This window comes from Lysinibacillus sp. COL-1, from assembly GCF_059814265.1.
The window spans coordinates 536,892-561,613 of the sequence record NZ_JCAWSJ010000003.1; the positions used below are offsets into that span (position 1 = coordinate 536,892).

General features: G+C 40.8%; 19 protein-coding genes, 16 tRNA genes and 3 rRNA genes. 35 read left to right on the plus strand and 3 right to left on the minus strand.

Features of this window, described 5'->3' with window-relative positions; genetic code table 11:
* Nucleotides 1-142 precede the first annotated feature (142 nt).
* The 10 genes from AC6BKE_RS06965 (at nucleotide 143) to AC6BKE_RS07010 (ending at nucleotide 10,113) form a co-directional block, all read left to right on the plus strand.
* Nucleotides 143-760 carry a TerD family protein gene (locus AC6BKE_RS06965; RefSeq protein WP_036122214.1) on the plus strand — a complete coding sequence of 206 codons (618 nt, stop codon included), beginning with the start codon at nucleotides 143-145 and terminating at the stop codon, nucleotides 758-760.
* Between the two features lie 30 nt (nucleotides 761-790).
* Nucleotides 791-1,372 carry a TerD family protein gene (locus tag AC6BKE_RS06970; protein ID WP_036122212.1) on the plus strand — a complete coding sequence of 194 codons (582 nt, stop codon included), beginning with the start codon at nucleotides 791-793 and terminating at the stop codon, nucleotides 1,370-1,372.
* A 33-nt stretch (nucleotides 1,373-1,405) separates the two neighbouring features.
* Nucleotides 1,406-1,981 carry a TerD family protein gene (locus tag AC6BKE_RS06975; RefSeq protein ID WP_036122208.1) on the plus strand — a complete coding sequence of 192 codons (576 nt, stop codon included), beginning with the start codon at nucleotides 1,406-1,408 and terminating at the stop codon, nucleotides 1,979-1,981.
* A 40-nt stretch (nucleotides 1,982-2,021) separates the two neighbouring features.
* Nucleotides 2,022-2,768, plus strand: a complete 747-nt coding sequence (locus AC6BKE_RS06980; RefSeq protein WP_499856281.1) for a TerC family protein — start codon at nucleotides 2,022-2,024, stop codon at nucleotides 2,766-2,768.
* 83 nt (nucleotides 2,769-2,851) lie between these two features.
* Nucleotides 2,852-4,045, plus strand: coding sequence for an HpcH/HpaI aldolase/citrate lyase family protein (locus AC6BKE_RS06985; RefSeq protein ID WP_342544309.1), 1,194 nt, complete (start codon nucleotides 2,852-2,854; stop codon nucleotides 4,043-4,045).
* Nucleotides 4,026-5,411 carry a phosphoribosyltransferase family protein gene (locus AC6BKE_RS06990; RefSeq protein WP_499856282.1) on the plus strand — a complete coding sequence of 462 codons (1,386 nt, stop codon included), beginning with the start codon at nucleotides 4,026-4,028 and terminating at the stop codon, nucleotides 5,409-5,411. Before AC6BKE_RS06985 ends, AC6BKE_RS06990 begins: the two co-directional genes overlap by 20 nt.
* Nucleotides 5,408-6,508, plus strand: coding sequence for a cysteine protease StiP family protein (locus AC6BKE_RS06995; RefSeq protein WP_499856284.1), 1,101 nt, complete (start codon nucleotides 5,408-5,410; stop codon nucleotides 6,506-6,508). The genes AC6BKE_RS06990 and AC6BKE_RS06995 overlap by 4 nt, the downstream gene beginning before the upstream one ends.
* Before the next feature lie 11 nt (nucleotides 6,509-6,519).
* The gene (locus AC6BKE_RS07000) at nucleotides 6,520-7,332 is read left to right on the plus strand and encodes an HAD family hydrolase (protein WP_499856286.1); all 813 of its coding nucleotides are present in this window, start codon (nucleotides 6,520-6,522) and stop codon (nucleotides 7,330-7,332) included.
* 92 nt (nucleotides 7,333-7,424) lie between these two features.
* Nucleotides 7,425-9,056, plus strand: a complete 1,632-nt coding sequence (locus AC6BKE_RS07005; RefSeq protein WP_499856288.1) for a YceG family protein — start codon at nucleotides 7,425-7,427, stop codon at nucleotides 9,054-9,056.
* A 22-nt stretch (nucleotides 9,057-9,078) separates the two neighbouring features.
* Complete coding sequence (locus AC6BKE_RS07010) at nucleotides 9,079-10,113, plus strand: toxic anion resistance protein (protein ID WP_330493920.1); 1,035 nt, start codon at nucleotides 9,079-9,081, stop codon at nucleotides 10,111-10,113.
* Between the two features lie 129 nt (nucleotides 10,114-10,242).
* Here AC6BKE_RS07010 and AC6BKE_RS07015 read toward each other — a convergent pair whose 3' ends face one another.
* The gene (locus AC6BKE_RS07015) at nucleotides 10,243-11,331 is read right to left on the minus strand and encodes an FUSC family protein (protein WP_036122179.1); all 1,089 of its coding nucleotides are present in this window, start codon (nucleotides 11,329-11,331) and stop codon (nucleotides 10,243-10,245) included.
* A 137-nt stretch (nucleotides 11,332-11,468) separates the two neighbouring features.
* Complete coding sequence (locus AC6BKE_RS07020) at nucleotides 11,469-12,755, minus strand: glutamate-1-semialdehyde 2,1-aminomutase (protein WP_499856291.1); 1,287 nt, start codon at nucleotides 12,753-12,755, stop codon at nucleotides 11,469-11,471.
* A gap of 130 nt (nucleotides 12,756-12,885) precedes the next feature.
* Here AC6BKE_RS07020 and bcp point away from each other — a divergent pair, with 130 nt between their 5' ends.
* The 3 genes from bcp (at nucleotide 12,886) to perR (ending at nucleotide 14,867) form a co-directional block, all read left to right on the plus strand.
* Nucleotides 12,886-13,362: a thioredoxin-dependent thiol peroxidase gene (gene bcp / locus AC6BKE_RS07025; RefSeq protein ID WP_036122175.1), complete on the plus strand. Its 477-nt coding sequence runs from the start codon at nucleotides 12,886-12,888 to the stop codon at nucleotides 13,360-13,362.
* Entirely contained in the window at nucleotides 13,359-14,303 is a 945-nt protein-coding gene (locus AC6BKE_RS07030; protein ID WP_036122172.1) for a D-2-hydroxyacid dehydrogenase, read from the plus strand. Before bcp ends, AC6BKE_RS07030 begins: the two co-directional genes overlap by 4 nt.
* 120 nt (nucleotides 14,304-14,423) lie before the next feature.
* Nucleotides 14,424-14,867: a peroxide-responsive transcriptional repressor PerR gene (gene perR / locus AC6BKE_RS07035; protein ID WP_004230508.1), complete on the plus strand. Its 444-nt coding sequence runs from the start codon at nucleotides 14,424-14,426 to the stop codon at nucleotides 14,865-14,867.
* A gap of 21 nt (nucleotides 14,868-14,888) precedes the next feature.
* On the opposite strand, the gene AC6BKE_RS07040 is transcribed toward perR, so the two are convergent.
* Nucleotides 14,889-15,242, minus strand: coding sequence for a YgzB family protein (locus tag AC6BKE_RS07040; protein ID WP_004230509.1), 354 nt, complete (start codon nucleotides 15,240-15,242; stop codon nucleotides 14,889-14,891).
* Nucleotides 15,243-15,391: 149 nt separating this feature from the next.
* Here AC6BKE_RS07040 and AC6BKE_RS07045 point away from each other — a divergent pair, with 149 nt between their 5' ends.
* The 22 genes from AC6BKE_RS07045 (at nucleotide 15,392) to AC6BKE_RS07150 (ending at nucleotide 24,626) form a co-directional block, all read left to right on the plus strand.
* Nucleotides 15,392-16,279, plus strand: a complete 888-nt coding sequence (locus tag AC6BKE_RS07045) for a nucleotidyltransferase-like protein (protein WP_036122165.1) — start codon at nucleotides 15,392-15,394, stop codon at nucleotides 16,277-16,279.
* Nucleotides 16,280-16,626: 347 nt separating this feature from the next.
* Nucleotides 16,627-18,178, plus strand: a 16S ribosomal RNA gene (locus AC6BKE_RS07050).
* Nucleotides 18,179-18,420: 242 nt separating this feature from the next.
* Nucleotides 18,421-21,348: ribosomal RNA gene (locus tag AC6BKE_RS07055) — 23S ribosomal RNA — on the plus strand.
* A gap of 112 nt (nucleotides 21,349-21,460) precedes the next feature.
* Nucleotides 21,461-21,576, plus strand: a 5S ribosomal RNA gene (rrf, locus tag AC6BKE_RS07060).
* The 16S, 23S and 5S rRNA genes sit together here with 16 tRNA genes alongside, the layout of an rRNA operon.
* A gap of 16 nt (nucleotides 21,577-21,592) precedes the next feature.
* Nucleotides 21,593-21,669 (plus strand) — tRNA-Asn (locus tag AC6BKE_RS07065).
* Between the two features lie 5 nt (nucleotides 21,670-21,674).
* Nucleotides 21,675-21,766 (plus strand) — tRNA-Ser (locus tag AC6BKE_RS07070).
* A 24-nt stretch (nucleotides 21,767-21,790) separates the two neighbouring features.
* Nucleotides 21,791-21,865: transfer RNA gene (locus tag AC6BKE_RS07075), tRNA-Glu, on the plus strand.
* A 15-nt stretch (nucleotides 21,866-21,880) separates the two neighbouring features.
* A tRNA-Val gene (locus tag AC6BKE_RS07080) sits at nucleotides 21,881-21,956 on the plus strand.
* 26 nt (nucleotides 21,957-21,982) lie between these two features.
* Nucleotides 21,983-22,057: transfer RNA gene (locus AC6BKE_RS07085), tRNA-Met, on the plus strand.
* Between the two features lie 3 nt (nucleotides 22,058-22,060).
* A tRNA-Asp gene (locus tag AC6BKE_RS07090) sits at nucleotides 22,061-22,136 on the plus strand.
* A 16-nt stretch (nucleotides 22,137-22,152) separates the two neighbouring features.
* Nucleotides 22,153-22,225 (plus strand) — tRNA-Phe (locus AC6BKE_RS07095).
* A gap of 12 nt (nucleotides 22,226-22,237) precedes the next feature.
* Nucleotides 22,238-22,313: transfer RNA gene (locus AC6BKE_RS07100), tRNA-Thr, on the plus strand.
* Between the two features lie 9 nt (nucleotides 22,314-22,322).
* A tRNA-Tyr gene (locus tag AC6BKE_RS07105) sits at nucleotides 22,323-22,406 on the plus strand.
* 13 nt (nucleotides 22,407-22,419) lie between these two features.
* A tRNA-Trp gene (locus tag AC6BKE_RS07110) sits at nucleotides 22,420-22,493 on the plus strand.
* Nucleotides 22,494-22,505: 12 nt separating this feature from the next.
* Nucleotides 22,506-22,581 (plus strand) — tRNA-His (locus tag AC6BKE_RS07115).
* A 35-nt stretch (nucleotides 22,582-22,616) separates the two neighbouring features.
* Nucleotides 22,617-22,692, plus strand: a tRNA-His gene (locus AC6BKE_RS07120).
* A 17-nt stretch (nucleotides 22,693-22,709) separates the two neighbouring features.
* A tRNA-Gln gene (locus tag AC6BKE_RS07125) sits at nucleotides 22,710-22,784 on the plus strand.
* 4 nt (nucleotides 22,785-22,788) lie between these two features.
* Nucleotides 22,789-22,863, plus strand: a tRNA-Gly gene (locus AC6BKE_RS07130).
* Nucleotides 22,864-22,871: 8 nt separating this feature from the next.
* Nucleotides 22,872-22,945 (plus strand) — tRNA-Cys (locus AC6BKE_RS07135).
* 46 nt (nucleotides 22,946-22,991) lie between these two features.
* Nucleotides 22,992-23,072, plus strand: a tRNA-Leu gene (locus AC6BKE_RS07140).
* A 193-nt stretch (nucleotides 23,073-23,265) separates the two neighbouring features.
* Entirely contained in the window at nucleotides 23,266-23,808 is a 543-nt protein-coding gene (locus AC6BKE_RS07145) for a GNAT family N-acetyltransferase (protein ID WP_499856293.1), read from the plus strand.
* A 17-nt stretch (nucleotides 23,809-23,825) separates the two neighbouring features.
* A complete protein-coding gene (locus AC6BKE_RS07150) occupies nucleotides 23,826-24,626 on the plus strand; it encodes a phosphotransferase family protein (RefSeq protein WP_499856296.1) in 801 nt (266 codons plus the stop codon).
* Nucleotides 24,627-24,722 lie beyond the last annotated feature (96 nt).

Below are 24,722 nucleotides of genomic sequence, written 5' to 3' on the forward strand. Positions count from 1 at the left end.
CGAAAATATCTTTTAGGAGCCATTAATTGAATTTTTTGTCACGTTATTTTAGACTTAAAAAGTAGAAAAAATTTATTTTAGTAGATTATTACTTACCATATAATCTTTCAGTTGAAATACATATTTGAGGAGGGTGTTAAAATTGGGGATTAATTTACAAAAAGGGCAACGAGTTGATTTAACAAAAGGTAACGCAGGTTTAAATAAAATTAAAGTAGGTTTAGGGTGGGACCCTGTAGCGCAAGAGAAAAGTGGCGGCTTTTTAGGTGGTTTATTTTCTAGTAGAAATAGTGGCAGTGGCAGAAGTATAGACTGTGATGCTTCAGTCTTAATGCTGCAAGATGATAAGGTGATAGCGGGAGACGATGTTGTTTACTTTGGAAAATTAACAAGTAATTGCGGCTCTGTTCGACATTCTGGTGATAATTTAACAGGAGACGGCGATGGCGATGATGAAGTAATTACAATTGAGCTATCGTCTGTACCAACGCAATATAACAAGCTTGTGTTTGTTGTAAACATTTATGATGCAGCAGGTCGTAATCAACATTTCGGTATGATTCAAAATGCATATATTCGTGTGTATGATGACAGGACAGGAAGCGAACTAATTCGCTATAATTTAACTGATAATTATTCGAATTTAACGACGTTAGTCTGTGGAGAAATTTACCGTCATAATAGTGACTGGAAATTTGCTGCAGTTGGTACGGGAACGAATGATATAAAACTTGGCGATGTTGTTCGAAGATATCAATAAATAAATGACTATATAGGAGGAATAAAGAGTATGGGAATTTCACTACAAAAAGGTCAAAAGGTAGATTTAACAAAAACAAATCCAGGATTAACAAATGTTGTTGTAGGTTTAGGCTGGGATACAAATAAATATGACGGTGGTAATGATTTTGATTTAGATTCTTCTGTATTTTTACTGGCTGATACAGGCAAAGTAGCTGATCAAAATGACTTTATTTTCTACAACAATACAACAGGTGGCAACGGTTCAGTTGAACATTCGGGCGATAATTTAACGGGTGTTGGTGAAGGTGACGATGAAGTGGTAAAAGTTGCATTAACTCAAGTGCCTGCTCATGTTCAACGACTAGCCTTCACTGTAACAATCCATGATGCAGAGTCTCGTAGTCAAAATTTCGGAATGGTGTCTAATGCGTATATTCGTATTGTTAATGCTGCTTCCAACGAGGAAATTATCCGTTATGATTTAGGCGAGGATTTCAGTATTGAAACAGCTATCGTAGTAGGGGAATTATACCGCCATAATGGAGAATGGAAATTTAATGCAATTGGTGCTGGCTACCAAGGTGGCTTAGCTGCTTTATGTAATGATTACGGCTTAAGTGTAAACTAAAATTTCATCTTTGGACAGAAAGGGAGATTTTGAATGGCTATTCAATTAAGTAAAGGGCAACGTATTGATTTAACCAAGCAAGACCCAGGATTAAATAGCATTGGCATTGGCTTAGGCTGGGATGTTAAGCAATTTGATGGTGGGCAAGACTTTGACCTCGATGCATCTGTATTTTTACTAGATGCATCAGGTAAATGTCGTAATGAACAAGATTTTATCTTCTATAATAATTTAGCGAGTCTAGACCAATCTGTTGTTCATACAGGTGATAATCGTACGGGTGAAGGTGATGGGGATGATGAAAAGATTCTTGTCAACTTAAAGCAAGTATCACCTCAAATTGAAAAGATTGTGGTAACGGTTACCATCTATGATGCTGAGGGTCGTCATCAAAACTTCGGACAAGTACTAAATGCTTATGTGCGATTGACAAATGAAGATTCGGGATCAGAGGTATTACGCTATGATTTAGGCGAAGATTTCAGTATTGAAACTGCCGTTGTATTTTGTGAGCTTTACCGTCATAATGGCGAGTGGAAATTTGCCGCAGTAGGCTCAGGCTATCAGGGTGGACTAGCAGCATTAATCAACGCATATGGCCTACAGTAACGAGTAGGGTATAGGTACATGACATGACGGGGGATCTTCGGTGGATGTAATAAACGAGATATTAAATACATATGCACAGTTTTTTAACTGGCAGATGTGGGGACAAGTTTTAACAGATCCAGTATCATGGGGCCTTATTTTTTCATTGATTATTATGGAAGGGCTATTGTCTGCAGACAATGCGCTTGTTTTAGCAGTACTTGTTAAACATCTTCCACAGCATCAGCGGAAAAAAGCGCTAATGTATGGGATGTTTGGGGCTTATTTTTTCCGATTTCTCTTCATCGGTATTGGCGTTTACCTCGTAAAATTCTCTATTGTTAAAGTGATCGGTGCAACTTATTTAATGTGGTTAGTCATATTACATTTTAAAAATAAAAGCACTGATGAAGGAGACGCACACAAGTTTAAGAAGACAGGTTGGATGGTTCGAGTCTTTGGTACTTTCTGGGCGACTGTTATTTCAGTTGAATTAATGGATATCGCCTTTTCAGTAGACTCTATATTAGCGGCATTTGCCATATCCGATCAAGTATGGGTTCTTTTATTAGGTGGAGTTTTAGGCATTATTATGATGCGTACCATCGCTGGTGTATTTCTTTCATTGATTGAACGTGTACCAGAACTTGAAACGACTGCCTATATTTTAATTGCCATTATTGCATTGAAAATGTTTGCTAGTATTTTTGGATTCCATCTTTCACATGAAGTATTCTTTATTATTTTAATTGCTGCATTCTTATTGACGTTTATTGTTCACAAGATGAATAAGAAAACAGCAGTGTAAACAAGGCACTGTATTGGTCTGTATAGAACAGGCTGATACAGTGCTTTTTTCACAAAAGGCATAGTTATCGGGGAGAGGATTAGATGCAACACTTTGCAACAGAAGCAGAGACGATTTTTTTTAAGAAGCCACAGCCTTTTACTAAGTGGGAAACGCCAGATATTTTATCATATGCTCTAGGTGCGACTCTGTATATGCCAGCTTCTATGCCTGCGATTGTGAGTTTGATTCAATCACAAAAATATGAAGAACTCACATCGCTCGTCATTGATCTGGAGGATGCAGTAGGCGATATAGAATTACGAGATTGTGAAGCGAAGTTGATGGAGGATATTAGTGAGCTATATGCACTCTATCAACAAAAAAAATTATTACTTCAGGATCTACCATTACTTTTTATTCGTGTACGTCATGTTGAGCAATTTCAAAGGTTAACAACTATTTTAGGGGAAAAGCAAGAAATATTAACGGGCTATGTATTTCCAAAGTTTACAGCAGCACAGGGCGCCCGTTATTTTGAGCTTCTTGAACAAACAATTTTAGAAAATGACTTAATTTTATATGGTATGCCGATTTTAGAGAGCCGTGAGGTGCTCTATAAGGAATCTCGCATGGAAGCATTATTAGACATTAAGGCAGTGCTACATCAATACAGAGCTCGTGTATTAAATGTACGTATTGGTGCTACTGATTTCTGTGGCATTTATGGAATTCGTCGTCGTATGGACTCGACCATTTATGATATCAGTGTGATCCGTGATTGTATTGCAGATATTGTCAACGTCCTTGGTCGTGAGGAAGACGGGTTTGTTATCTCCGGGCCTGTGTGGGAGTATTTTAGTAATCAGCGTGTATTAAAGCCTGCATTAAGAGAAACACCATTTAGTGAAAAGGGAGCTCTTGATACGAGGAAAGCATTATTAGACGATTGTTTAGATGGATTAATGAAAGAAGTGTTAATGGATAAACAAAATGGTATTGTGGGAAAAACAATTATTCATCCTAGTCATATCCGTGTTGTTCATGCCCTCTATGCCATTTCCTATGAAGAATATTTAGATGCTCTAAGTATTGTAGAGAATAATGATGGTCGCAAAGGTGTGATGAAAAGTCACTATGCGAACAAGATGAATGAAATCAAACCACATATGAGATGGGCACAGCGAATATTAAAACAGGCACAGGTCTATGGTGTCTATCATGAATCTGTCGATTTTGCCTCACTCTTATTAAATTCAGAAATAGGTGGTAGTGTTTATGCAACAACAAATGAGTAAATTAAGCATTTTACCGGATTATTCAATCGATATAGAAATTACCCACAATCCGCATAATTTTGCGCTAACCAACTTGTTTAAAATGGCTGCTCGTATTAATAAGAAAAGGCAATTTTTGTTTGTAAGCACCGTACTTGGTAAACATTTAGCTGTGCGCCCGCAAGTGCCCTTACTGACAGGGACCCTGCTCGCCATGATGTATCATCAGCATCTTACTGGACAAAAAGTAGCAGCTTCATCAGCAGTCGTTAAAGCTTTAAAAGAGGGTGCGGGTTTGTCAGAAGTACAAAATGCGGATTTGTCAGAAGTACAAAATTCTACAGAGGGTAGCCTCGAGTTAGCACAAGAAACATTGTTCATTGGATTTGCCGAGACAGCTACTGCACTAGGACATGCGGTATTTAACGCATACGATTCCAATGCAATGTATATTCACACAACACGTGAAGTGCTTCCCGATTTTGAGCCCTTTGTTACATTTGAGGAAGAACACTCCCATGCGACAAGCCATAGAATTTATACTGAGGAGCCAGAAGTGTTACTACAAGCTAAAGACATTGTGTTAATTGATGATGAGATTACTACTGGAAATACGGTTATTAATATCATTCAAACATTAAGACAGAAATTTCCGTTAGTTAAGCAGTATGCTGTGCTCTCTATTTTAGATTGGCGTTCTGAACAGCAACAAAAGATTTTTCAGCAATTAGAAGAGCAATGGGGTATTTCCATTACGTTCACCTCAATCATGTGTGGACACTTTAATTGTTCTGGTATACCAAGCTTAACGAGCACACAGCCTAATATACTAACACAACCTACAAATAATCTGACACTATGGCCAATTCAAGAATCTATTGATCGTAAGTTTTATCGATCTATTGCTGAGAATAAATTCGTAAATAGTCAACCCTATCTAGTAGCAACAGGGAGATTTATGCTCACGTCAAAACAGCATTTTCAACAAAAGAAAATGTTACAGACCATCGCCAAGCAATTACAAAAGCTTCGTACAGATGGTCCGGCATTAGTTATTGGAACAGGTGAGTTTATGTATGTTCCTATGCAAATTGCCTCTTATTTAGGAAACGACGTTTATTTTCAATCAACTACTCGTAGTCCGATCTATTGTACGGACGATTTAGGATACACGATTACTGAAAAAATAGCCTTTGAAAGTCCAGAGAATAATGGCGTTGATAATTATTTATATAATATACAAAGCCAATCCTACACGGAACTTTTCTTTATGGTGGAACGTATAGCAAGTAAAGAGGTTGTTGCTCGTGTGGTAAATGAGTTACAAATACTAAGTAACGCCAAAGTCTACGTGATTTGTATGCATGAATGGGAGGTAGAACAATGATTTCAACTTTGCAGCCAGACAAAATGGGGAGCTATGCACCAGATGATGTTCTATTTTTATTGCGTGATATTGGGCATGTTTATCTTGAACTGGATAATGAAAAACGTGAACAGCTTATTCAATCAGGCACACATTATTCTGAAATGCTACCAATGGAAAGGCAACCATCTAACACCTATATGAATCTTTTTTATAAAACGTTAGATGCGTATGTAGAGAGAGTAGCCATCGCTGTTGGAGTGGTGGCAGAGCAAATCATTGAAAATAGAGGGCTAGAAAACTTAGTGCTTGTTAGTTTAGCAAGGGCAGGTACACCCATTGGCATTTTAATCAAACGGTATATAGCCATGCGATATAGGGTGAATATTCCACATTACTCTATTTCTATACTACGTGGTCGAGGGTTTGATGAGGTAGCGATCCGTTACATTTTGACAGAGCATCCCCTAGGAAATCTTCAATTTATTGATGGCTGGACAGGAAAAGGGGCAATTACCAATGAATTAATCCATTCCTGTCAAAAATTTAATGCGCAACAGCCCGGACAATTAAATGCCAATTTAGCTGTATTGGCTGATCCTGGGCATTGTGCTACCATCTATGGAACTCGTCAAGACTTTTTAATCCCGTCTGCTTGTTTAAATTCGACTGTATCTGGATTGGTGAGTAGAACGGTGTTAAATTTACAGTTCATGGATGCAAATGACTTTCATGGTGCTAAATACTACAAAGAGTTAGAAGATATGGATGTCTCTAACCTGTACATAGAACGTATCGTCACATGTTTTGAACATGTACAGAGTACGATATTGCAACAATTTCAAGAGCAGGTCATCGCTCCCATTACTTGGGAGGGCATGAAGTCTGTGCAAAAGATTCAACGCGATTTTGGCATTGAGAATATTCATTTTATCAAACCAGGTGTAGGTGAGACGACTAGAGTGTTGCTTCGACGGTTACCTTGGAAAATTTTAATTAATCCACAGTACTTGCATGAATTGGAACATATTTTATTATTAGCCAAAGAAAAAAATGTACAGGTAGAAGAATATTCGAATATGTCCTATGCATGTTGTGGCTTAATCAAAGCATTATAGAGGAGATTATGATGATACTATTTACATCGGATTTAGATAGAACGCTTATTTATTCTCAACGTATGATGGAGAGTTTTCCGCCGATTACAGAGACAGTGGTCGTTGAACACAAGGCGGAGAAAGCAATGAGCATGATGACGCAGGCAACAGCATCTCTATTGCAACAGATACACCAACAAACAATATTTGTACCTGTTACGACTAGGGCATTACATCAATATAAAAGAATTCATTTTATTAGTGATATGTGTCCTGCTTTTGCAATTACAAGCAATGGGGGTACAATATTAGAAAAGGGCCAGCCCTCTGAAAAATGGACGAAAACACTATGTAGACGTATTGAAGATTCTTCAATCCCACGAGAGGATCTGTTAAAGCATTTTCAATCAATTAAATCCGATACATGGCTACAACGTTCTTTGTATATAGATAATCTGTTTTATGTACACCATGTGGATCTTGAAACTTTACCACACATGGAATTACAAGCTATGATTCAAGAGTTTGATACGTATGGCTGGTATGTTCTTTTACAAGGTAAAAAATTGTATTTTATGCCCAAGGTACTGACGAAGGAAGCGGCTATCGAATATATGAAAGAGTTCTGTACATACGATGTGCATATAGCGGCAGGGGATTCTATTATGGATTATGGAATGCTGGCGATGGCTGATTTAGCTTTTACACCGAATCATGGAGATTTAAAGGATAAACAGCCAAAAGTTTTACAAAATACAACTTACTCGGCTTATAATGGTGAAGCATTTACTAAAGATTTGCTAGATACGGTTTTACAGATGACTTCACAACAGACAATAGTATAAGCTTTCAATTATTTTTGTCATAAGATAGAGTCGTCCTATGACAAATGAATGCTTCAGCATATGCTGAGGATGATTTTAGGAGGTGCGTTTGTATGCAAACAATCACAATTAAATCAGTGTTGGAGCGTCATCCTGATGATTGGCTACAGGCGTTTCAAGATTCACCAAAGGATCGTGCATTTTATGAGGAAACAGCACAACAAGTTAGTTTTAGTAGGATTGCTGTTCGTGTATTAGGTGTACCAATCGAAGAAGATGATTATTTCAATTCGTTATTTACATTGTCACAAAACGCTAATATCCATATTTTAAGTGAAGAATTAAATAAGCATATTGAACAAAAGGATTTTCAAGCCATACAAACAATTTTATCGCAGCATCAACAAACGCCAAAAGGGCTATCTATTAATCGTCTAGTGGCGATGATGTATGGTCATCAGTTAATACCAAAGCATGATGATGGTGTTATGAATCGCCATTTACAATTAGCGACCATTAAAGTAGTAGAACTATTCCAACAACAACAATCGTTAGGTCTGCTAGCAAATGATTTTCGCCGATTTTTAATTGATATGGTGAAGTGGCTAAAAAACCATTGGATTATATGGACAAAATCCATGAAACCAACGGATGATTTTCCTAAAGTTGTTTGGTATGGGGAAACCACTATAAGTCAGCGTTATTTCTTATTACTATTAATGGAGCTTGGCTGTGACGTCTTAATTTTCGATCCAGCTAAAATAGATGAATTAGCAGAGATTGACCCTACTGATACATTCTCTATCACGTACGCATATGCTAATCAAACAACTTTACAGCCATTTCCTGATAAGCTTCGCGATCGGCAGGCAACGGTAGGTTATCGCTCTAGTCAGCATTTTGAACAATTAATGCATGATCAACAATCAGGTGTCTATAAGCCTTGGCAGTTTAAAGATTTTATGCCACGTTCATTAACATTACGGATGACATATGATGATATTTTTATTTATGCAAAAGAGAAGGCTTTGGTTCGACCGCAGTTTGAAGTGATTGGAGATGAGGTAATCATCCCAGTTATATTTGCGAAAATTAGTGGTGTTTCAAGCCAAAGAGAAGAATACTGGCATCAAATGCATCAATTACTGACAAGTTCGCAAACCGTTTTTGTACAGGAATTTCCTTATGCAGCAACAAGCAGAGCCAATTTTCATTTTCATTATAAGCATTGCTTAGTGAATGGGGAGCTGTCAGTAGAGCGTATTATGCAAAGTGATTGGTGGCAATATGGTGAGTTAACATTGGAGCTACAGCGTGCAATCGCCCACACGATAAAAACTTCCTGTGAGCAGCCCATGTTGAAACAACAGCCAAATGAGACTTTATATGATTTACAGTTATTTTTATTCAAACAAATGACGATGATTCCTCAGGATATCCTGCGATTAATGCAAAGCTTTGATTATTCACAAGATGTACCCAAACTGGTATTATATCAAGCACCTCAGCAACCAGCTTTATCACGTGAGGATATGGCATTATTGGCATTTTTAAATCGTTTTGGTATGGATATTATATTTTATAATCCGACAGGCCAACTTGACTTAGAAAAGCATTTGCAAGAGGATACATTCGATGTACATCGTTTAGAACATATGCTATTTGACTTGCCCTATGAAGAACCCAAACAGCAAAAAACTGCACCCGATAAAATCATTAAAAAACTCTTTAATCGTTTTTTCTAATGGCAGGAAGGAGGCGGCACGAATGTCAAATATCTCGAAGACGTTGGAGCAGCTGACCTTAGAAACCGCTGACGCCGTCAAAGAACAGTTGCGAGACCATGCAGAGGTTCAGCATATTGCTAATCGAATCAATGTGAAAAATCAGTTAGAACTATTGGCGCTGGGAAAAGAGCCAGCGACAAAATTAGCTACATTTGCAGATCAGATTTTAGCTATTATCACCCGCTCAACATCCTTCGAATCAAATGAATTATTTAAGCAGCTTGAAGCTCTAATGCAGACATTTGATAAAAAAGATTTTACTGAGCAAAAGGGCTTTTTTAAAAAGCTATTTGCACGTAAAACTAAAAATGATGAAGATTTATTTGCCAAATACAATGTACTGGGTAGAGATATTGAGAAAATTCATTATCATTTTGTGTTGATGGAAGAGGAATTAGCGAAGGATAATCGAATACTTGCACGATTATATAACGAGGACTTGATGTACTATCTTGAACTAGAAAAATATATAGTAGCTACTGATATAAAATTACATGAAGTACAAACAACATTGATTCCGATGTATGAAAAGCAGAGCGAGGCTGGTAATCAGGTGGCGAAAATGGAGCTGAATAGTTTGCAAGCAATTGCTGAGATGCTCCGACAGAAAATAGATGAATTAGAAAAATCACGTATGGTCGCCATTTTAACAGCTCCGCAAATCGAAATGCTACGTCATGGCAATAGTGAACTGATTGAACAAATTAATGGCGCTTTTGTTAAGACCATCCCTGTTTTTAAAATGGGATTAATGAATGCGGTGAATGATAGGCGACAACAATTACAAAATCAATCTGCATCAGCCTTTGAAAATCGTCTGAAGCAATTCGGAGGAGCTAGCGATGAAGCGGTGCAATTAAGCACTGCTATGGGTCAGCAATCAGGCCCAACACAGAGCCTCGAAGAAATGTGGGACATTATTGTTTCAGGTATTGAAAATTATCAGCATTTACGTGATGAGCAAACGGTAAAACGTCAGCAAGCAGAGCAACAGCTGCTAACATTGCGAAACTAACACCCTTCCTCTAAAGTAGGTCACTACTTGGAGGATTTTTTTTGTATAGTAAAAGCGACAGATTAATCTTGATTTAGCGGATGTTCAAACTCCCCTTGATTTAAGATCATCTGTCGCTTAAAACGCTAGTTAAATAAATTCTTCTTCAAATTCTACATTGATTTCATGTCCATGATGACTTTGATAGGATACGATGAGTGTATCTAGATGCTCTAGATTTTCCTCATAATCTAAAATACGCGATAGTATATAAAGTAGGTGATAGCTAGAAAATTCCATATCGCCTTCTTCGCGAGCAAAGTTGACTTGCTTGATGAAAATTTCCATCAGTTCATTGCGTTGGACATAGTCGATGCTTTTACTCCACTGTGAATGCTCAGGCTTTAATTTCCCTGTATATTTCAAGAGCAATTGTTCATGGTATGTTAATAAGGAATCAAGTCGCTCCTGTATCATCAAGTGAAATTGCGTAGGTAGCTGCGCCAATTCGTTTTCATGCTTATGCAAACGCTGTAGTAATTCTAAGCTTTTTTTGGAAGTTAAAATCATTTGACGATAGACTACAAGTTTACGTGCTTTCACATACTTTTTATTTTTGAAGTAATTACGCTCTTCCTTGAATAAATCATACAGCGTATCCACGCGCAACATACGGCTTTTAAATTTACTTAATGCTCCCTTTGTGGATGTATGCTCAGAAGCCTGACGTACAGCAAGTCGTGTCCAACGAATAATATCGTCCTGTAAAATATAGATTTTACGGAATAGTTTTACCTCGTATTTCGGTGGTAGGAAAACAAGGTTAACAACAAATGCTGCTAACACTCCAACTAATATAGTAACAAAGCGTATCAATCCAAACGTTAAGAAGTCATCGCCTTGAAATTCCATAATAGCCACGACTGACACCAACGCCAACGAAAGCGATTTTTCAAGTTTAAACTTCAACATTAAACCAATAGCTATTATGACGGCTATGCCAATGGCAACAACATGATGGCCAAAGAGTAAGCCAAACATAACGGCGATAGTCGCACCTATAATATTTGCCTGCACTTGCTCTACAATAGTTTGATATGAACGATAAATAGAAGGCTGAATCGCAAAAATGGCTGCAATTCCAGCAAAAACAGGTGAAGGTAGCTTTAATAACTCTGCGATAAACAGTGCTAAGACAATAGCGACACCAGTTTTAAATACACGGGCACCTAATTTCATAAAGATGTCCTTTCTGTCTAATATTTTTTAGTTTCTTTACATTATAGAAGGAAGTGCACATAAAATACATAGATTTGTATGCTTGAATATGAAAAAGGCGACTTTTACTAACAAGTCGCCTTTGTATTGTCACATGCTTACAATTGAGAAAACGCAGTATCTACGGCTTTAATAGTTTCAAGAATATCTGCTTCCATATGCTCAGTTGTTAAGAACCACGCTTCGTATTTAGAAGGAGCTAGATTGATACCTTGCTCAAGCATCAATTTAAAGAAACGACCAAAGATTTCACCGTCAGAGTTTTCAGCTTGGTCGTAGTTTTCTACTTTCACATCTGTAAAGTAAATCGTTAGTGCCCCTTTGAGGCGATTTAACGTGATGGTTACGCCATGCTTCTTGGCAGCAGCTAAAATACCCTCTTCTAGAATTCCACCTAATCGATCCATTTCATCGTAAATACCTGGTGTTTGTAGCACTTCTAGGCAGGCAATCCCTGCTTGCATAGAGGCAGGGTTTCCAGCCATCGTACCTGCTTGATATGCAGGGCCGAGGGGTGCAACTGTATCCATAATTTCTTTACGACCACCGTATGCTCCGATTGGTAAGCCACCGCCAATAACTTTCCCCAGTGCTGTTAGATCAGGTGTTAGACCGAGTAAATTTTGAGCACCGCCATAGTGGAAGCGGAAGGCTGTGATGACTTCATCGTAAATCGTTAAAGCACCTTTTTCTTTTGCTGTCGCATGTACTAATTCAAGGAAACCTGGGTTTGGTTCCACAATACCGAAGTTGCCTACGATTGGTTCAATTAAGATCGCTGCAATTTCCTCGCCCCATTTATTCATAGCTTCTGTAAAGGCTTCAGGGCTATTGAAAGGTACCGTAATAACTTCTTCAGCAGTCGAAGTTGTTACACCTGCTGAATCAGGCGTTCCTAATGTTGCTGGGCCAGAACCGGCAGCTACTAATACTAAATCGAAGTGACCGTGGTAGCAACCAGCAAATTTCATGATTTTTGTTCGGCCTGTATAGGCGCGTGCAACACGAATAGTTGTCATAACAGCCTCAGTACCAGAGTTGTTAAAACGCACTTTGTCCATAGATGGGATGGCTTCTTTTAGCATTTTTGCAAAAGTAACCTCATATTCAGTCGGCGTTCCAAACAATGTACCATTTTCAGCTGCATGTGTAATGGCCTTTGCAATATGAGGATGGCCATGACCAGTAACGATTGGTCCATATGCTGCTAGATAGTCGATATAACGATTGCCATCTACATCCCAAAAATAAGCGCCTTTTCCTCGAGCCATTGCCACAGGAGAACCGCCACCTACTGCTTTATATGAACGAGAAGGGCTGTTTACACCACCCACGATATGCTGTATAGCCTCTGCATGTATTGCTTCAGATTTTGCGTGATTCATAGAATTGCCTCCTAACTTTTTATACGTAATCTATTGTAGACCTATCGTTGTAAGAAATCCAAAGAAATTAAGGAATATGACTTGATTTGTTACTTAGAGTAAAATAGAACCTACAGAGGAGGAGATTGTTATGACTTTACTAGAAGGACAAAAGGCGCCAGATTTTTCTCTAATGAATGAAAAGGGAGAAATGGTGCAGTTAGCTAATTTGAAAGGACAGAATGTTATTTTATACTTCTATCCCAAAGATATGACACCAGGCTGCACGACGGAGGCTTGTGATTTTCGTGATAAGTTCGAGGACTTCAGTCATTTAAATGCTGTTGTTCTGGGTGTTAGTCCAGATAACGCAAACAAACATACAAAATTTATTGATAAGCATGGTTTACCGTTTTCATTATTAGTTGATGACGATCATACCGTTGCTGAAGCATATGGTGTGTGGGTTTTAAAGAAAATGTATGGACGTGAATATATGGGCATAGAGCGTTCAACGTTTTTAATTGATACTGAGGGTAAGCTTGTAAAAGCTTGGCGTAAAGTACGTGTAAAAAATCATATTGAAGAAGTGTATACCTATTTAGCAGATCAGGAGGCAGCAAAGTGAAAATCTATTTTACATTTGAACCTAGACCAGATTTACGAGAGCCGTTATTAGCAGAATTTCCACAGGTTGATTTTATCTTCAAAAGTGGCTTATCGAATGAAGTTCTTCAACAAGCGGATGTTTTAGTTACATATGGTGAAGATTTAACAGAAGAAAGTATCCAATATGCGACAAAGCTAAAATGGATTTTCGTTGCCTCAGCAGGTATAGAAAAAATGCCAGCTCAAGCGATTATTGAACGTGGGATTTTAGTTTCGAATGTCCGTGGTATTCATAAAACACCAATGGCTGAATCGATGCTTGCCCATATTTTAGCGATTAAACGTGCGTTACCTTGGATGTATGAGCAGCAAAAGAAAAGTGAATGGTCGAAAAAAGCGCAGCAAACGGAATTACGAGATAGTACGGCGCTTATTTTAGGCCCAGGAGCGATTGGTTCAGAAGTTGGGCGTTTATTGCAGGCTTTTGGTGTGACGACGATTGGTTGCAACCGCTCTGGAAAAGAAGCGGCGTATATGGATACGATGATTAGCTTTGCTCAATTAAAAGAGGCCTTACCTAATGCGGATATCGTTATTTCGGTGTTACCAAAAACAAAAGAAACGACCCATTTATTAAAAGAAGAGCATTTTGCTGCTATGAAAAATAGCGCCATCTTCATGAATTTTGGTCGAGGCAATTTAGTGGGAGAAAAGGTACTCATTCAAGCAATCAAAAAAGAGCAAATTGGTTACGCCGTTTTAGATGTCTTTGAAGAAGAGCCTCTGTCAACGGACAATCCATTATGGACGTTACCGAATGTCATTGTATCACCACATGTATCTAGCCATTCTTCTCGTTATGTTGAACGAAGCTTAGAAATTTTCAAGCCAAGCCTAACAAAATGGCTGAAGGGTGACACGGATTTAGAAAATACGATGGATTTATCTAGAGGATATTAAGGGCCAGCCATTGATTTATTGAGAATAAGCAATGTGTGATTGTTGACGAAGTAGTGCGAATTGGATACACTATTTATAACAATTATAAATTAATAATACTTATGGAAGAGGTGCATGACGATGTCTGCAACGCATTTACAGGATGCACTGGACACGTTAAAAACAACTGGTGTTCGTATTACTCCTCAGCGTCATGCTATTTTGGAATATCTTATTCAATCAATGGCACATCCTACTGCCGATGAAATTTATAAAGCACTTGAGGGAAAGTTCCCTAATATGAGTGTAGCGACTGTCTATAACAACCTGCGCGTATTTCGTGAAGTGGGTCTTGTGAAAGAACTGACTTATGGAGATGCTTCAAGTCGCTTTGATTTCGTGACAAATGACCATTACCATATGATTTGTGAATGCTGTGGTAAGATCGTCGATTTCCATTATCCAGGACTCGACGAAATAGAGCATTTTGCATCACAGGTAACTGGTTTTGATGTGCACTCGCATCGTTTAGAGATATACGGCACTTGTCCATCATGTAAAGTTGCTACTGCTAAAGTACAATAAAAATCCTAGCTCTTACAAGGGCTAGGATTTTTTTGTTTTATTATTATAGGATTGATCAAACTCTTTACCTTCTAAAGTTGGATCAAGCGTTAGTGGTTCATTACAGTACATGCACATATCAACACGCCCTAAAACCTTTGTATGTTTATGACAATTAGGACATTCCACTTGAATAGCTCTTGTTGAAAGCAACCCGATCCAAGCATATACGACTGTGCTACCGATAATACATAAAACACCTAATGACATGAAAATTAAAACTAATATCGGGCTATTTTTAAAGAAAATTCCTCCGTACATGACAATAAAACCGAAGAAGATTAGTGCTAATGCGAATGAACGAATTTTATTAATTTTACTTTTGTAAGGTTTCATATTTCATCTTGCCTCCCAATCTAAAATCTACTATAACATATAAGGGCGAAGTATTTTAGCTTTGAGATGAATGAAAGAAGGAATACTTTTAGAGTATGTCGAATTTTTAACGGAACAAGAGAACCTATATGAATAAAGGGGGGCTGAACATGGAGCAGGTATTGCGTCCAATCTACCAAGAACGTGCGAGTCAGTCGAATACATTAGGCGTAATTTTAGTGGAGAAGCGTGAGGAACATAGTAACGTTACAGATACATTTGATACAGTTTTATTAATTATCGTAAAAGAAGCAGAGCAGCCAGTCTTTTCGAAACATTACTTATATGAAGGAAATAAAGTAGCTCTACATACAGTTACAGAGAAGTTAATACGAAAATGGTTGCTCATCGGTTCTAATAAGAAGGTAGTCGATTGGATTTTCTTTGGAAGGGTGTTATTTGATCGTAATGAATTTTTGCATAAATTAAAAATAGAATTGCAAGAATTCCCGTATAGCGGTCGTAAAATTAAAACAGGCATCCAATTCTCAAAGTTAATTCGCAGATATCTGGAGGGGAAAGAATACTTCGATAAAGGAAGTTACTTGGATGCTTATAATCACGTAGTCGATTCATTACATCATTTGGGTCGTCTTTCTATTATAGATAGCGGACTATACCCTGAAGTTACTGTTTGGGCACAAGTGAAAAAAATAGAGCCTGCTATCTACAAGCTGTATGAAGAGCTAGTGACGAGTAATGAGCCAATAGAAAAGCGCTTAGAATTATTGTTTTTAGCAAGTGAGTTTTTAATTCATTCTCGTACACGTGATGGTGCACAGCATATATTAGAAGTTATGCAAACGAAAGACATGTGGACGATTCAGGAATTGCATGACCATCATGAGCTCATGAATTACTCAGTAGATTTAGAAGTGTTTGTCGAATATTTAGTGGATAAAGGCTATATTCAAATAGAACCAATTGCTGCAAAAAATGAGATGATATTTCACCGTCATTACAAGGTCAATAAAGAGGCACTAGAAATGGGGCAATGACTGTAGTATGCTTGTAATCGAGGTATTTAAAAATACCTCGATATTTTTTTAGAAAAGTAGTTGACGAATGATATCTTGGTATTGTATTATATTAATTGTCGCTAAGACATAACGAAATGCTCGATGAAAAACATAAAAAACTTTTTCAAAAAAGTAGTTGACATGATTTGAGCGAGATGTTAATATTAAGAAGTCGCTGAAAAACGACTCGAATAATGAACCTTGAAAACTGAACAAGCAAAACGTAATCAATAAAGTTTTTAGTAACTAACTTCGGTTAATGAACAAAACAAAATTTTGGACATCAAAATGATGCCAGCAAAACAATTTGAGCTATTCAAATTTCTTTTATGGAGAGTTTGATCCTGGCTCAGGACGAACGCTGGCGGCGTGCCTAATACATGCAAGTCGAGCGAACAGAGAAGGAGCTTGCTCCTTCGACGTTAGCGGCGGACGGGTGAGTAACACGTGGGCAACCTACCTTATAGTTTGGGATAACTCCGGGAAACCGGGGCTAATACCGAATAATCTGTTTCACCTCATGGTGAAACACTGAAAGACGGTTTCGGCTGTCGCTATAGGATGGGCCCGCGGCGCATTAGCTAGTTGGTGAGGTAACGGCTCACCAAGGCGACGATGCGTAGCCGACCTGAGAGGGTGATCGGCCACACTGGGACTGAGACACGGCCCAGACTCCTACGGGAGGCAGCAGTAGGGAATCTTCCACAATGGGCGAAAGCCTGATGGAGCAACGCCGCGTGAGTGAAGAAGGATTTCGGTTCGTAAAACTCTGTTGTAAGGGAAGAACAAGTACAGTAGTAACTGGCTGTACCTTGACGGTACCTTATTAGAAAGCCACGGCTAACTACGTGCCAGCAGCCGCGGTAATACGTAGGTGGCAAGCGTTGTCCGGAATTATTGGGCGTAAAGCGCGCGCAGGTGGTTTCTTAAGTCTGATGTGAAAGCCCACGGCTCAACCGTGGAGGGTCATTGGAAACTGGGAGACTTGAGTGCAGAAGAGGATAGTGGAATTCCAAGTGTAGCGGTGAAATGCGTAGAGATTTGGAGGAACACCAGTGGCGAAGGCGACTATCTGGTCTGTAACTGACACTGAGGCGCGAAAGCGTGGGGAGCAAACAGGATTAGATACCCTGGTAGTCCACGCCGTAAACGATGAGTGCTAAGTGTTAGGGGGTTTCCGCCCCTTAGTGCTGCAGCTAACGCATTAAGCACTCCGCCTGGGGAGTACGGTCGCAAGACTGAAACTCAAAGGAATTGACGGGGGCCCGCACAAGCGGTGGAGCATGTGGTTTAATTCGAAGCAACGCGAAGAACCTTACCAGGTCTTGACATCCCGTTGACCACTGTAGAGATATAGTTTCCCCTTCGGGGGCAACGGTGACAGGTGGTGCATGGTTGTCGTCAGCTCGTGTCGTGAGATGTTGGGTTAAGTCCCGCAACGAGCGCAACCCTTGATCTTAGTTGCCATCATTTAGTTGGGCACTCTAAGGTGACTGCCGGTGACAAACCGGAGGAAGGTGGGGATGACGTCAAATCATCATGCCCCTTATGACCTGGGCTACACACGTGCTACAATGGACGATACAAACGGTTGCCAACTCGCGAGAGGGAGCTAATCCGATAAAGTCGTTCTCAGTTCGGATTGTAGGCTGCAACTCGCCTACATGAAGCCGGAATCGCTAGTAATCGCGGATCAGCATGCCGCGGTGAATACGTTCCCGGGCCTTGTACACACCGCCCGTCACACCACGAGAGTTTGTAACACCCGAAGTCGGTGAGGTAACCTTTTGGAGCCAGCCGCCGAAGGTGGGATAGATGATTGGGGTGAAGTCGTAACAAGGTAGCCGTATCGGAAGGTGCGGCTGGATCACCTCCTTTCTAAGGATTATTTCGGAATACAAACCTAGGGTTTGTAAGATTACGTTTTGCGTTCAGTTTTGAAGGTTCATTCTTCTTGAATGAATTACTTCTAATTATGTGCTCCTGTCGCTACGCTTTCGTCGCAAAGCTGCGAGATGTATAAGCAGGCAGTAGCTTTGTTCTTTGAAAACTGGATAAAACGACATTGAAATTGTAACAAACACATTTATTTTTTAAGTTTTTTATAGGCTTAATAACTTGGTTAAGTTATTAAGGGCGCACGGCGAATGCCTTGGCACTAGGAGCCGAAGAAGGACGGCACTAACACCGATATGCTTCGGGGAGCTGTAAGTGAGCTTTGATCCGGAGATTTCCGAATGGGGGAACCCACTACGTTTAATCGCGTAGTATCTTGACGTGAATACATAGCGTCTTGAAGGCAGACCCAGGGAACTGAAACATCTAAGTACCTGGAGGAAGAGAAAGAAAAATCGATTCCCTGAGTAGCGGCGAGCGAAACGGGAAGAGCCCAAACCAAGAGGCTTGCCTCTTGGGGTTGTAGGACACTCAATACGGAGTTACAAAAGAGCGAGTTAGATGAAGCGACTTGGAAAGGTCCGCCAGAGCAGGTAAAAGCCCTGTAGTCGAAAGTTCGTTCTCTCCTGAGTGGATCCTGAGTACGGCGGAACACGTGAAATTCCGTCGGAATCCGGGAGGACCATCTCCCAAGGCTAAATACTACCTAGTGACCGATAGTGAACCAGTACCGTGAGGGAAAGGTGAAAAGCACCCCGGAAGGGGAGTGAAAGAGATCCTGAAACCGTGTGCCTACAAGTAGTTAGAGCCCGTTAATGGGTGATAGCGTGCCTTTTGTAGAATGAACCGGCGAGTTACGATTACGTGCGAGGTTAAGCTTTAGAAGGCGGAGCCGCAGCGAAAGCGAGTCTGAATAGGGCGAAATAGTACGTGGTCGTAGACCCGAAACCAGGTGATCTACCCATGTCCAGGGTGAAGGTAAGGTAACACTTACTGGAGGCCCGAACCCACGCACGTTGAAAAGTGCGGGGATGAGGTGTGGGTAGCGGAGAAATTCCAATCGAACTTGGAGATAGCTGGTTCTCTCCGAAATAGCTTTAGGGCTAGCCTCGTGATGAGAATACTGGAGGTAGAGCACTGTTTGGACTAGGGGGCCATCCCGGTTTACCGAATTCAGACAAACTCCGAATGCCAGATATTTATACACGGGAGTCAGACTGCGAGTGATAAGATCCGTAGTCAAAAGGGAAACAGCCCAGACCACCAGCTAAGGTCCCAAAGTAATCGTTAAGTGGAAAAGGATGTGGCGTTGCACAGACAACCAGGATGTTGGCTTAGAAGCAGCCATCATTTAAAGAGTGCGTAATAGCTCACTGGTCGAGTGACGCTGCGCCGAAAATGTATCGGGGCTAAACGATTCACCGAAGCTGTGGATTGACATCTACGATGTCAGTGGTAGGAGAGCGTTCTAAGTGCGTTGAAGTCAGACCGGAAGGACTGGTGGAGCGCTTAGAAGTGAGAATGCCGGTATGAGTAGCGAAAGACGGGTGAGAATCCCGTCCACCGTATGACTAAGGTTTCCTGAGGAAGGCTCGTCCGCTCAGGGTTAGTCGGGACCTAAGCCGAGGCCGATAGGCGTAGGCGATGGACAACAGGTTGATATTCCTGTACCACCTCCTCACCGTTTGAGAAATGGGGGGACGCAGTAGGATAGGGTAAGCGCGCTGTTGGTTATGCGCGTCCAAGCAGTAAGGCGTGTGTGTAGGCAAATCCGCACACTGTAACGTTGAGCTGTGATGGCGAGTCCGTATGGACGAAGTTCCTGATTTCACACTGCCAAGAAAAGCCTCTATCGAGGTGAGAGGTGCCCGTACCGCAAACCGACACAGGTAGTCGAGGAGAGAATCCTAAGGTGTGCGAGAGAACTCTCGTTAAGGAACTCGGCAAAATGACCCCGTAACTTCGGGAGAAGGGGTGCTCTTGAGCGTGCAAGCGCATGAGAGCCGCAGTGAATAGGCCCAGGCGACTGTTTAGCAAAAACACAGGTCTCTGCAAAACCGTAAGGTGACGTATAGGGGCTGACGCCTGCCCGGTGCTGGAAGGTTAAGAGGAGTGGTTAGCGCAAGCGAAGCTGCGAATTGAAGCCCCAGTAAACGGCGGCCGTAACTATAACGGTCCTAAGGTAGCGAAATTCCTTGTCGGGTAAGTTCCGACCCGCACGAAAGGCGTAACGATCTGGGCACTGTCTCAACGAGAGACTCGGTGAAATTATAGTACCTGTGAAGATGCAGGTTACCCGCGACAGGACGGAAAGACCCCGTGGAGCTTTACTGTAGCCTGATATTGAATTTTGGTACAACTTGTACAGGATAGGTAGGAGCCAGAGATCTCGGAGCGCCAGCTTCGAAGGAGGCGTCGGTGGGATACTACCCTGGTTGTATTGAAATTCTAACCCATGCCCCTTAGCGGGGCAGGAGACAGTGTCAGGCGGACAGTTTGACTGGGGCGGTCGCCTCCTAAAAGGTAACGGAGGCGCCCAAAGGTTCCCTCAGAATGGTTGGAAATCATTCGTAGAGTGTAAAGGCACAAGGGAGCTTGACTGCGAGACCTACAAGTCGAGCAGGGTCGAAAGACGGGCTTAGTGATCCGGTGGTTCCGCATGGAAGGGCCATCGCTCAACGGATAAAAGCTACCCCGGGGATAACAGGCTTATCTCCCCCAAGAGTCCACATCGACGGGGAGGTTTGGCACCTCGATGTCGGCTCATCGCATCCTGGGGCTGTAGTCGGTCCCAAGGGTTGGGCTGTTCGCCCATTAAAGCGGTACGCGAGCTGGGTTCAGAACGTCGTGAGACAGTTCGGTCCCTATCCGTCGTGGGCGTAGGAAATTTGAGAGGAGCTGTCCTTAGTACGAGAGGACCGGGATGGACACACCGCTGGTGTACCAGTTGTCTTGCCAAAGGCATCGCTGGGTAGCTATGTGTGGACGGGATAAGTGCTGAAAGCATCTAAGCATGAAGCCCCCCTCAAGATGAGATTTCCCATTACGCAAGTAAGTAAGATCCCTCAAAGACGATGAGGTAGATAGGTTCGAGGTGGAAGTGTGGTGACACATGGAGCTGACGAATACTAATCGATCGAGGACTTAACCAAAATGTTTGAACCATTCAATGTACGTTTATCCAGTTTTGAAAGAATAAAAAATATTATAATATACTTGTAATTTTGATAAAATATGTTATAATAAGTATTGTCTTTCAAATAGTCTAGTGATGATGGCAAAGAGGTCACACCCGTTCCCATACCGAACACGGAAGTTAAGCTCTTTAGCGCCGATGGTAGTTGGGGGCTTCCCCCTGTGAGAGTAGGACGTCGCTAGGCTATATACTAAAATTATTCCGAAGTAGCTCAGTTGGTAGTAGCACCTGACTGTTAATCAGGTTGTCGCAGGTTCGAGTCCTGCCTTCGGAGCCATTCTTGGAGAGTTGTCCGAGTGGCCGAAGGAGCACGATTGGAAATCGTGTAGGCGGTTAACACTGTCTCAAGGGTTCAAATCCCTTACTCTCCGCCAGCACTTTGATTTATTCCAAAAGTTGGCCCCTTGGTCAAGTGGTTAAGACACCGCCCTTTCACGGCGGTAACACGGGTTCGAATCCCGTAGGGGTCACCATTTAAATACCCAGATGGAGGATTAGCTCAGCTGGGAGAGCATCTGCCTTACAAGCAGAGGGTCGGCGGTTCGAGCCCGTCATCCTCCACCATTATTTTTACAATAGTATATGATTATCGCGGGGTGGAGCAGTGGTAGCTCGTCGGGCTCATAACCCGAAGGTCGTTGGTTCAAATCCGGCCCCCGCAACCAAATGGTCCCGTGGTGTAGCGGTTAACATGCCTGCCTGTCACGCAGGAGATCGCCGGTTCGATCCCGGTCGGGACCGCCATTTATTTTAATAACAAGGGTCAGTAGCTCAGTTGGTAGAGCATTAGATTGAAGCTCTAAGTGTCGGCGGTTCGATTCCGTCCTGACCCATCATGTTTTTTTGCCGGTGTAGCTCAGTTGGTAGAGCAACTGACTTGTAATCAGTAGGTCGTGGGTTCGACTCCTATCGCCGGCACCATGTATTCCCGGAGGGGTAGCGAAGTGGCTAAACGCGGCGGACTGTAAATCCGCTCCTTAGGGTTCGGCGGTTCGAATCCGTCCCCCTCCACCAGTTTTATTATTATAGGGGCATAGTTCAACGGTAGAATAGAGGTCTCCAAAACCTTTGGTGTGGGTTCGATTCCTACTGCCCCTGCCAATTAATTTTATGGCGATTGTGGCGAAGTGGTTAACGCACCGGATTGTGGTTCCGGCATTCGTGGGTTCGATTCCCATCAGTCGCCCCATTTAAAGTAAAATTAATAAAAATTATAATATAATGGCGATTGTGGCGAAGTGGTTAACGCACCGGATTGTGGTTCCGGCACTCGTGGGTTCGATTCCCATCAGTCGCCCCATTTATATAATTATCTTTTGGGGTATAGCCAAGCGGTAAGGCAACGGATTTTGATTCCGTCATGCCCTGGTTCGAATCCAGGTACCCCAGCCATTTTGCGGAAGTAGTTCAGTGGTAGAACACCACCTTGCCAAGGTGGGGGTCGCGAGTTCGAACCTCGTCTTCCGCTCCAACTTCGATGGCGGCATAGCCAAGTGGTAAGGCACAGGTCTGCAACACCTTTATCACCGGTTCAAATCCGGTTGCCGCCTCCATATTTTAACTCTAATCGGTGTATCCGATTTTTTTTATCTCCATTATGCCGGTGTGGCGGAATTGGCAGACGCGCACGACTCAAAATCGTGTTCCTTTGGAGTGTCGGTTCGACCCCGACCACCGGTATCCTAGACAGTATGTTAAAACTGTCTATAGAAACGTTTCTTACTTAGTGTAAGAAGCGTTTTTTTATTTGTCATCAATAATAATATTGCATTCTAAACCTCGCGTGAATGATTAAAATTTTTTATGCCAAAAGAGGATATAAATACATACATACATATTGAATAAACAGTAAATACGAAGGTAGGTGTGGAACATGATTATAAGGGAAGCAAAATTGTCGGATGCTAAAGGCATAGCAAAAGTTCATGTAGATAGTTGGAAGAATACTTATAAAAATATTCTTCCTACCGAGTATTTAGAAAAATTGTCTTATGAGCAAAGAACAGAATTATGGGTAAGGAACATCTCTAAAGTTGATCATTATGTCTTTGTTGCAGAAAACAATAATGGGGAAATTATTGGATTTACTGATGGTGGTAAGAGAGCTGAAAATGAAATTGAAGGGTCTGGGGATTTAACATCAATCTACATTTTAGACCCATTTCAGGGTCAAGGAATAGGCAGTAAACTAGTCAATAAATTGTTTACTAAGTTGAAAGCATTAGGCTATGAAAAAATATTTGTTGAGGTTTTAGAGGGTAATCAGTCGAAGCGTTTTTATGAGAGATTGGGTGCTAGATTAGAAAAAACGGAAAAGATTAATATAGGAAATAAAGACTTAGACTTATTAATTTATGTGTGGAGTAATATAGATCCTGTTCTTTATCAAACTAGAGGAAAAAGAAAGGCTGATTAAAATAAGTAGCATTGGTGGTGAAAATTTTGCATCCCATACAACGAAATGAAATACCTAAAGACATAATTGAGTATGTTGGAGGAGTTATCCATATTTATTTTCCAAGACAAGGACATACATCGGATGTAGGAATTCTTAATTCTAAAAGAGGAATATTCGTTTTAAAAAGAACAAAAGGAAAACAATTTTGTTCCTGGTTAACGAAAGAAGCAACTGTCCTTAAACATTTATCAAAATCTACATTACCAGTTCCAACGTTGCATTATTTTATTGAACAACCATTAGAAAATCAGTCATGGGCTTTAATGGCATATTTAGAAGGAGACACCGTTAGAAGTGCACTAGAAAATGAGATTAAAGAGGAAAACAGACATGAAATAATATTTAACTTTGGAAAGATCCTTTCTGCCATTCATTCAACCCGATGTCCACAAGAGTTAGTAAAAGACACACCATGGATAGACGATATGTTGGGACAAGCTGAGTTTAATTTGAAAAATTTTAAAGTAGATGGCACTCCAAAATTATTAGATAAATTGAAAAGGAAAAAACCAAAAATCATTCAGCAAACATTTATACACGGTGATTTCACAATTGACAATGTTCTTGTACAGAATAGAAAAATTTCAGGAGTTATCGATTGGAGTGCTGGAGCATTAGGTGATCCACGATATGATGTTGCTCTGGCGGTACGCCCTAAACCACATGTATTTGAAACAGAACAAGACGAACAGATATTCTATGAAGGGTACGGCGTTAAGTTAATAGACCAAAATGAATACAATTACTTTAAAAATGGATTATATGAATTTTTTTAAATTAAAAATATTTTAAACCGTTCTATAGGATAAAAACTTCCTTTATAGATCGGTTTTTTATTTTCCCGTTCATTTTTAATGATTAGTTCATGCTCT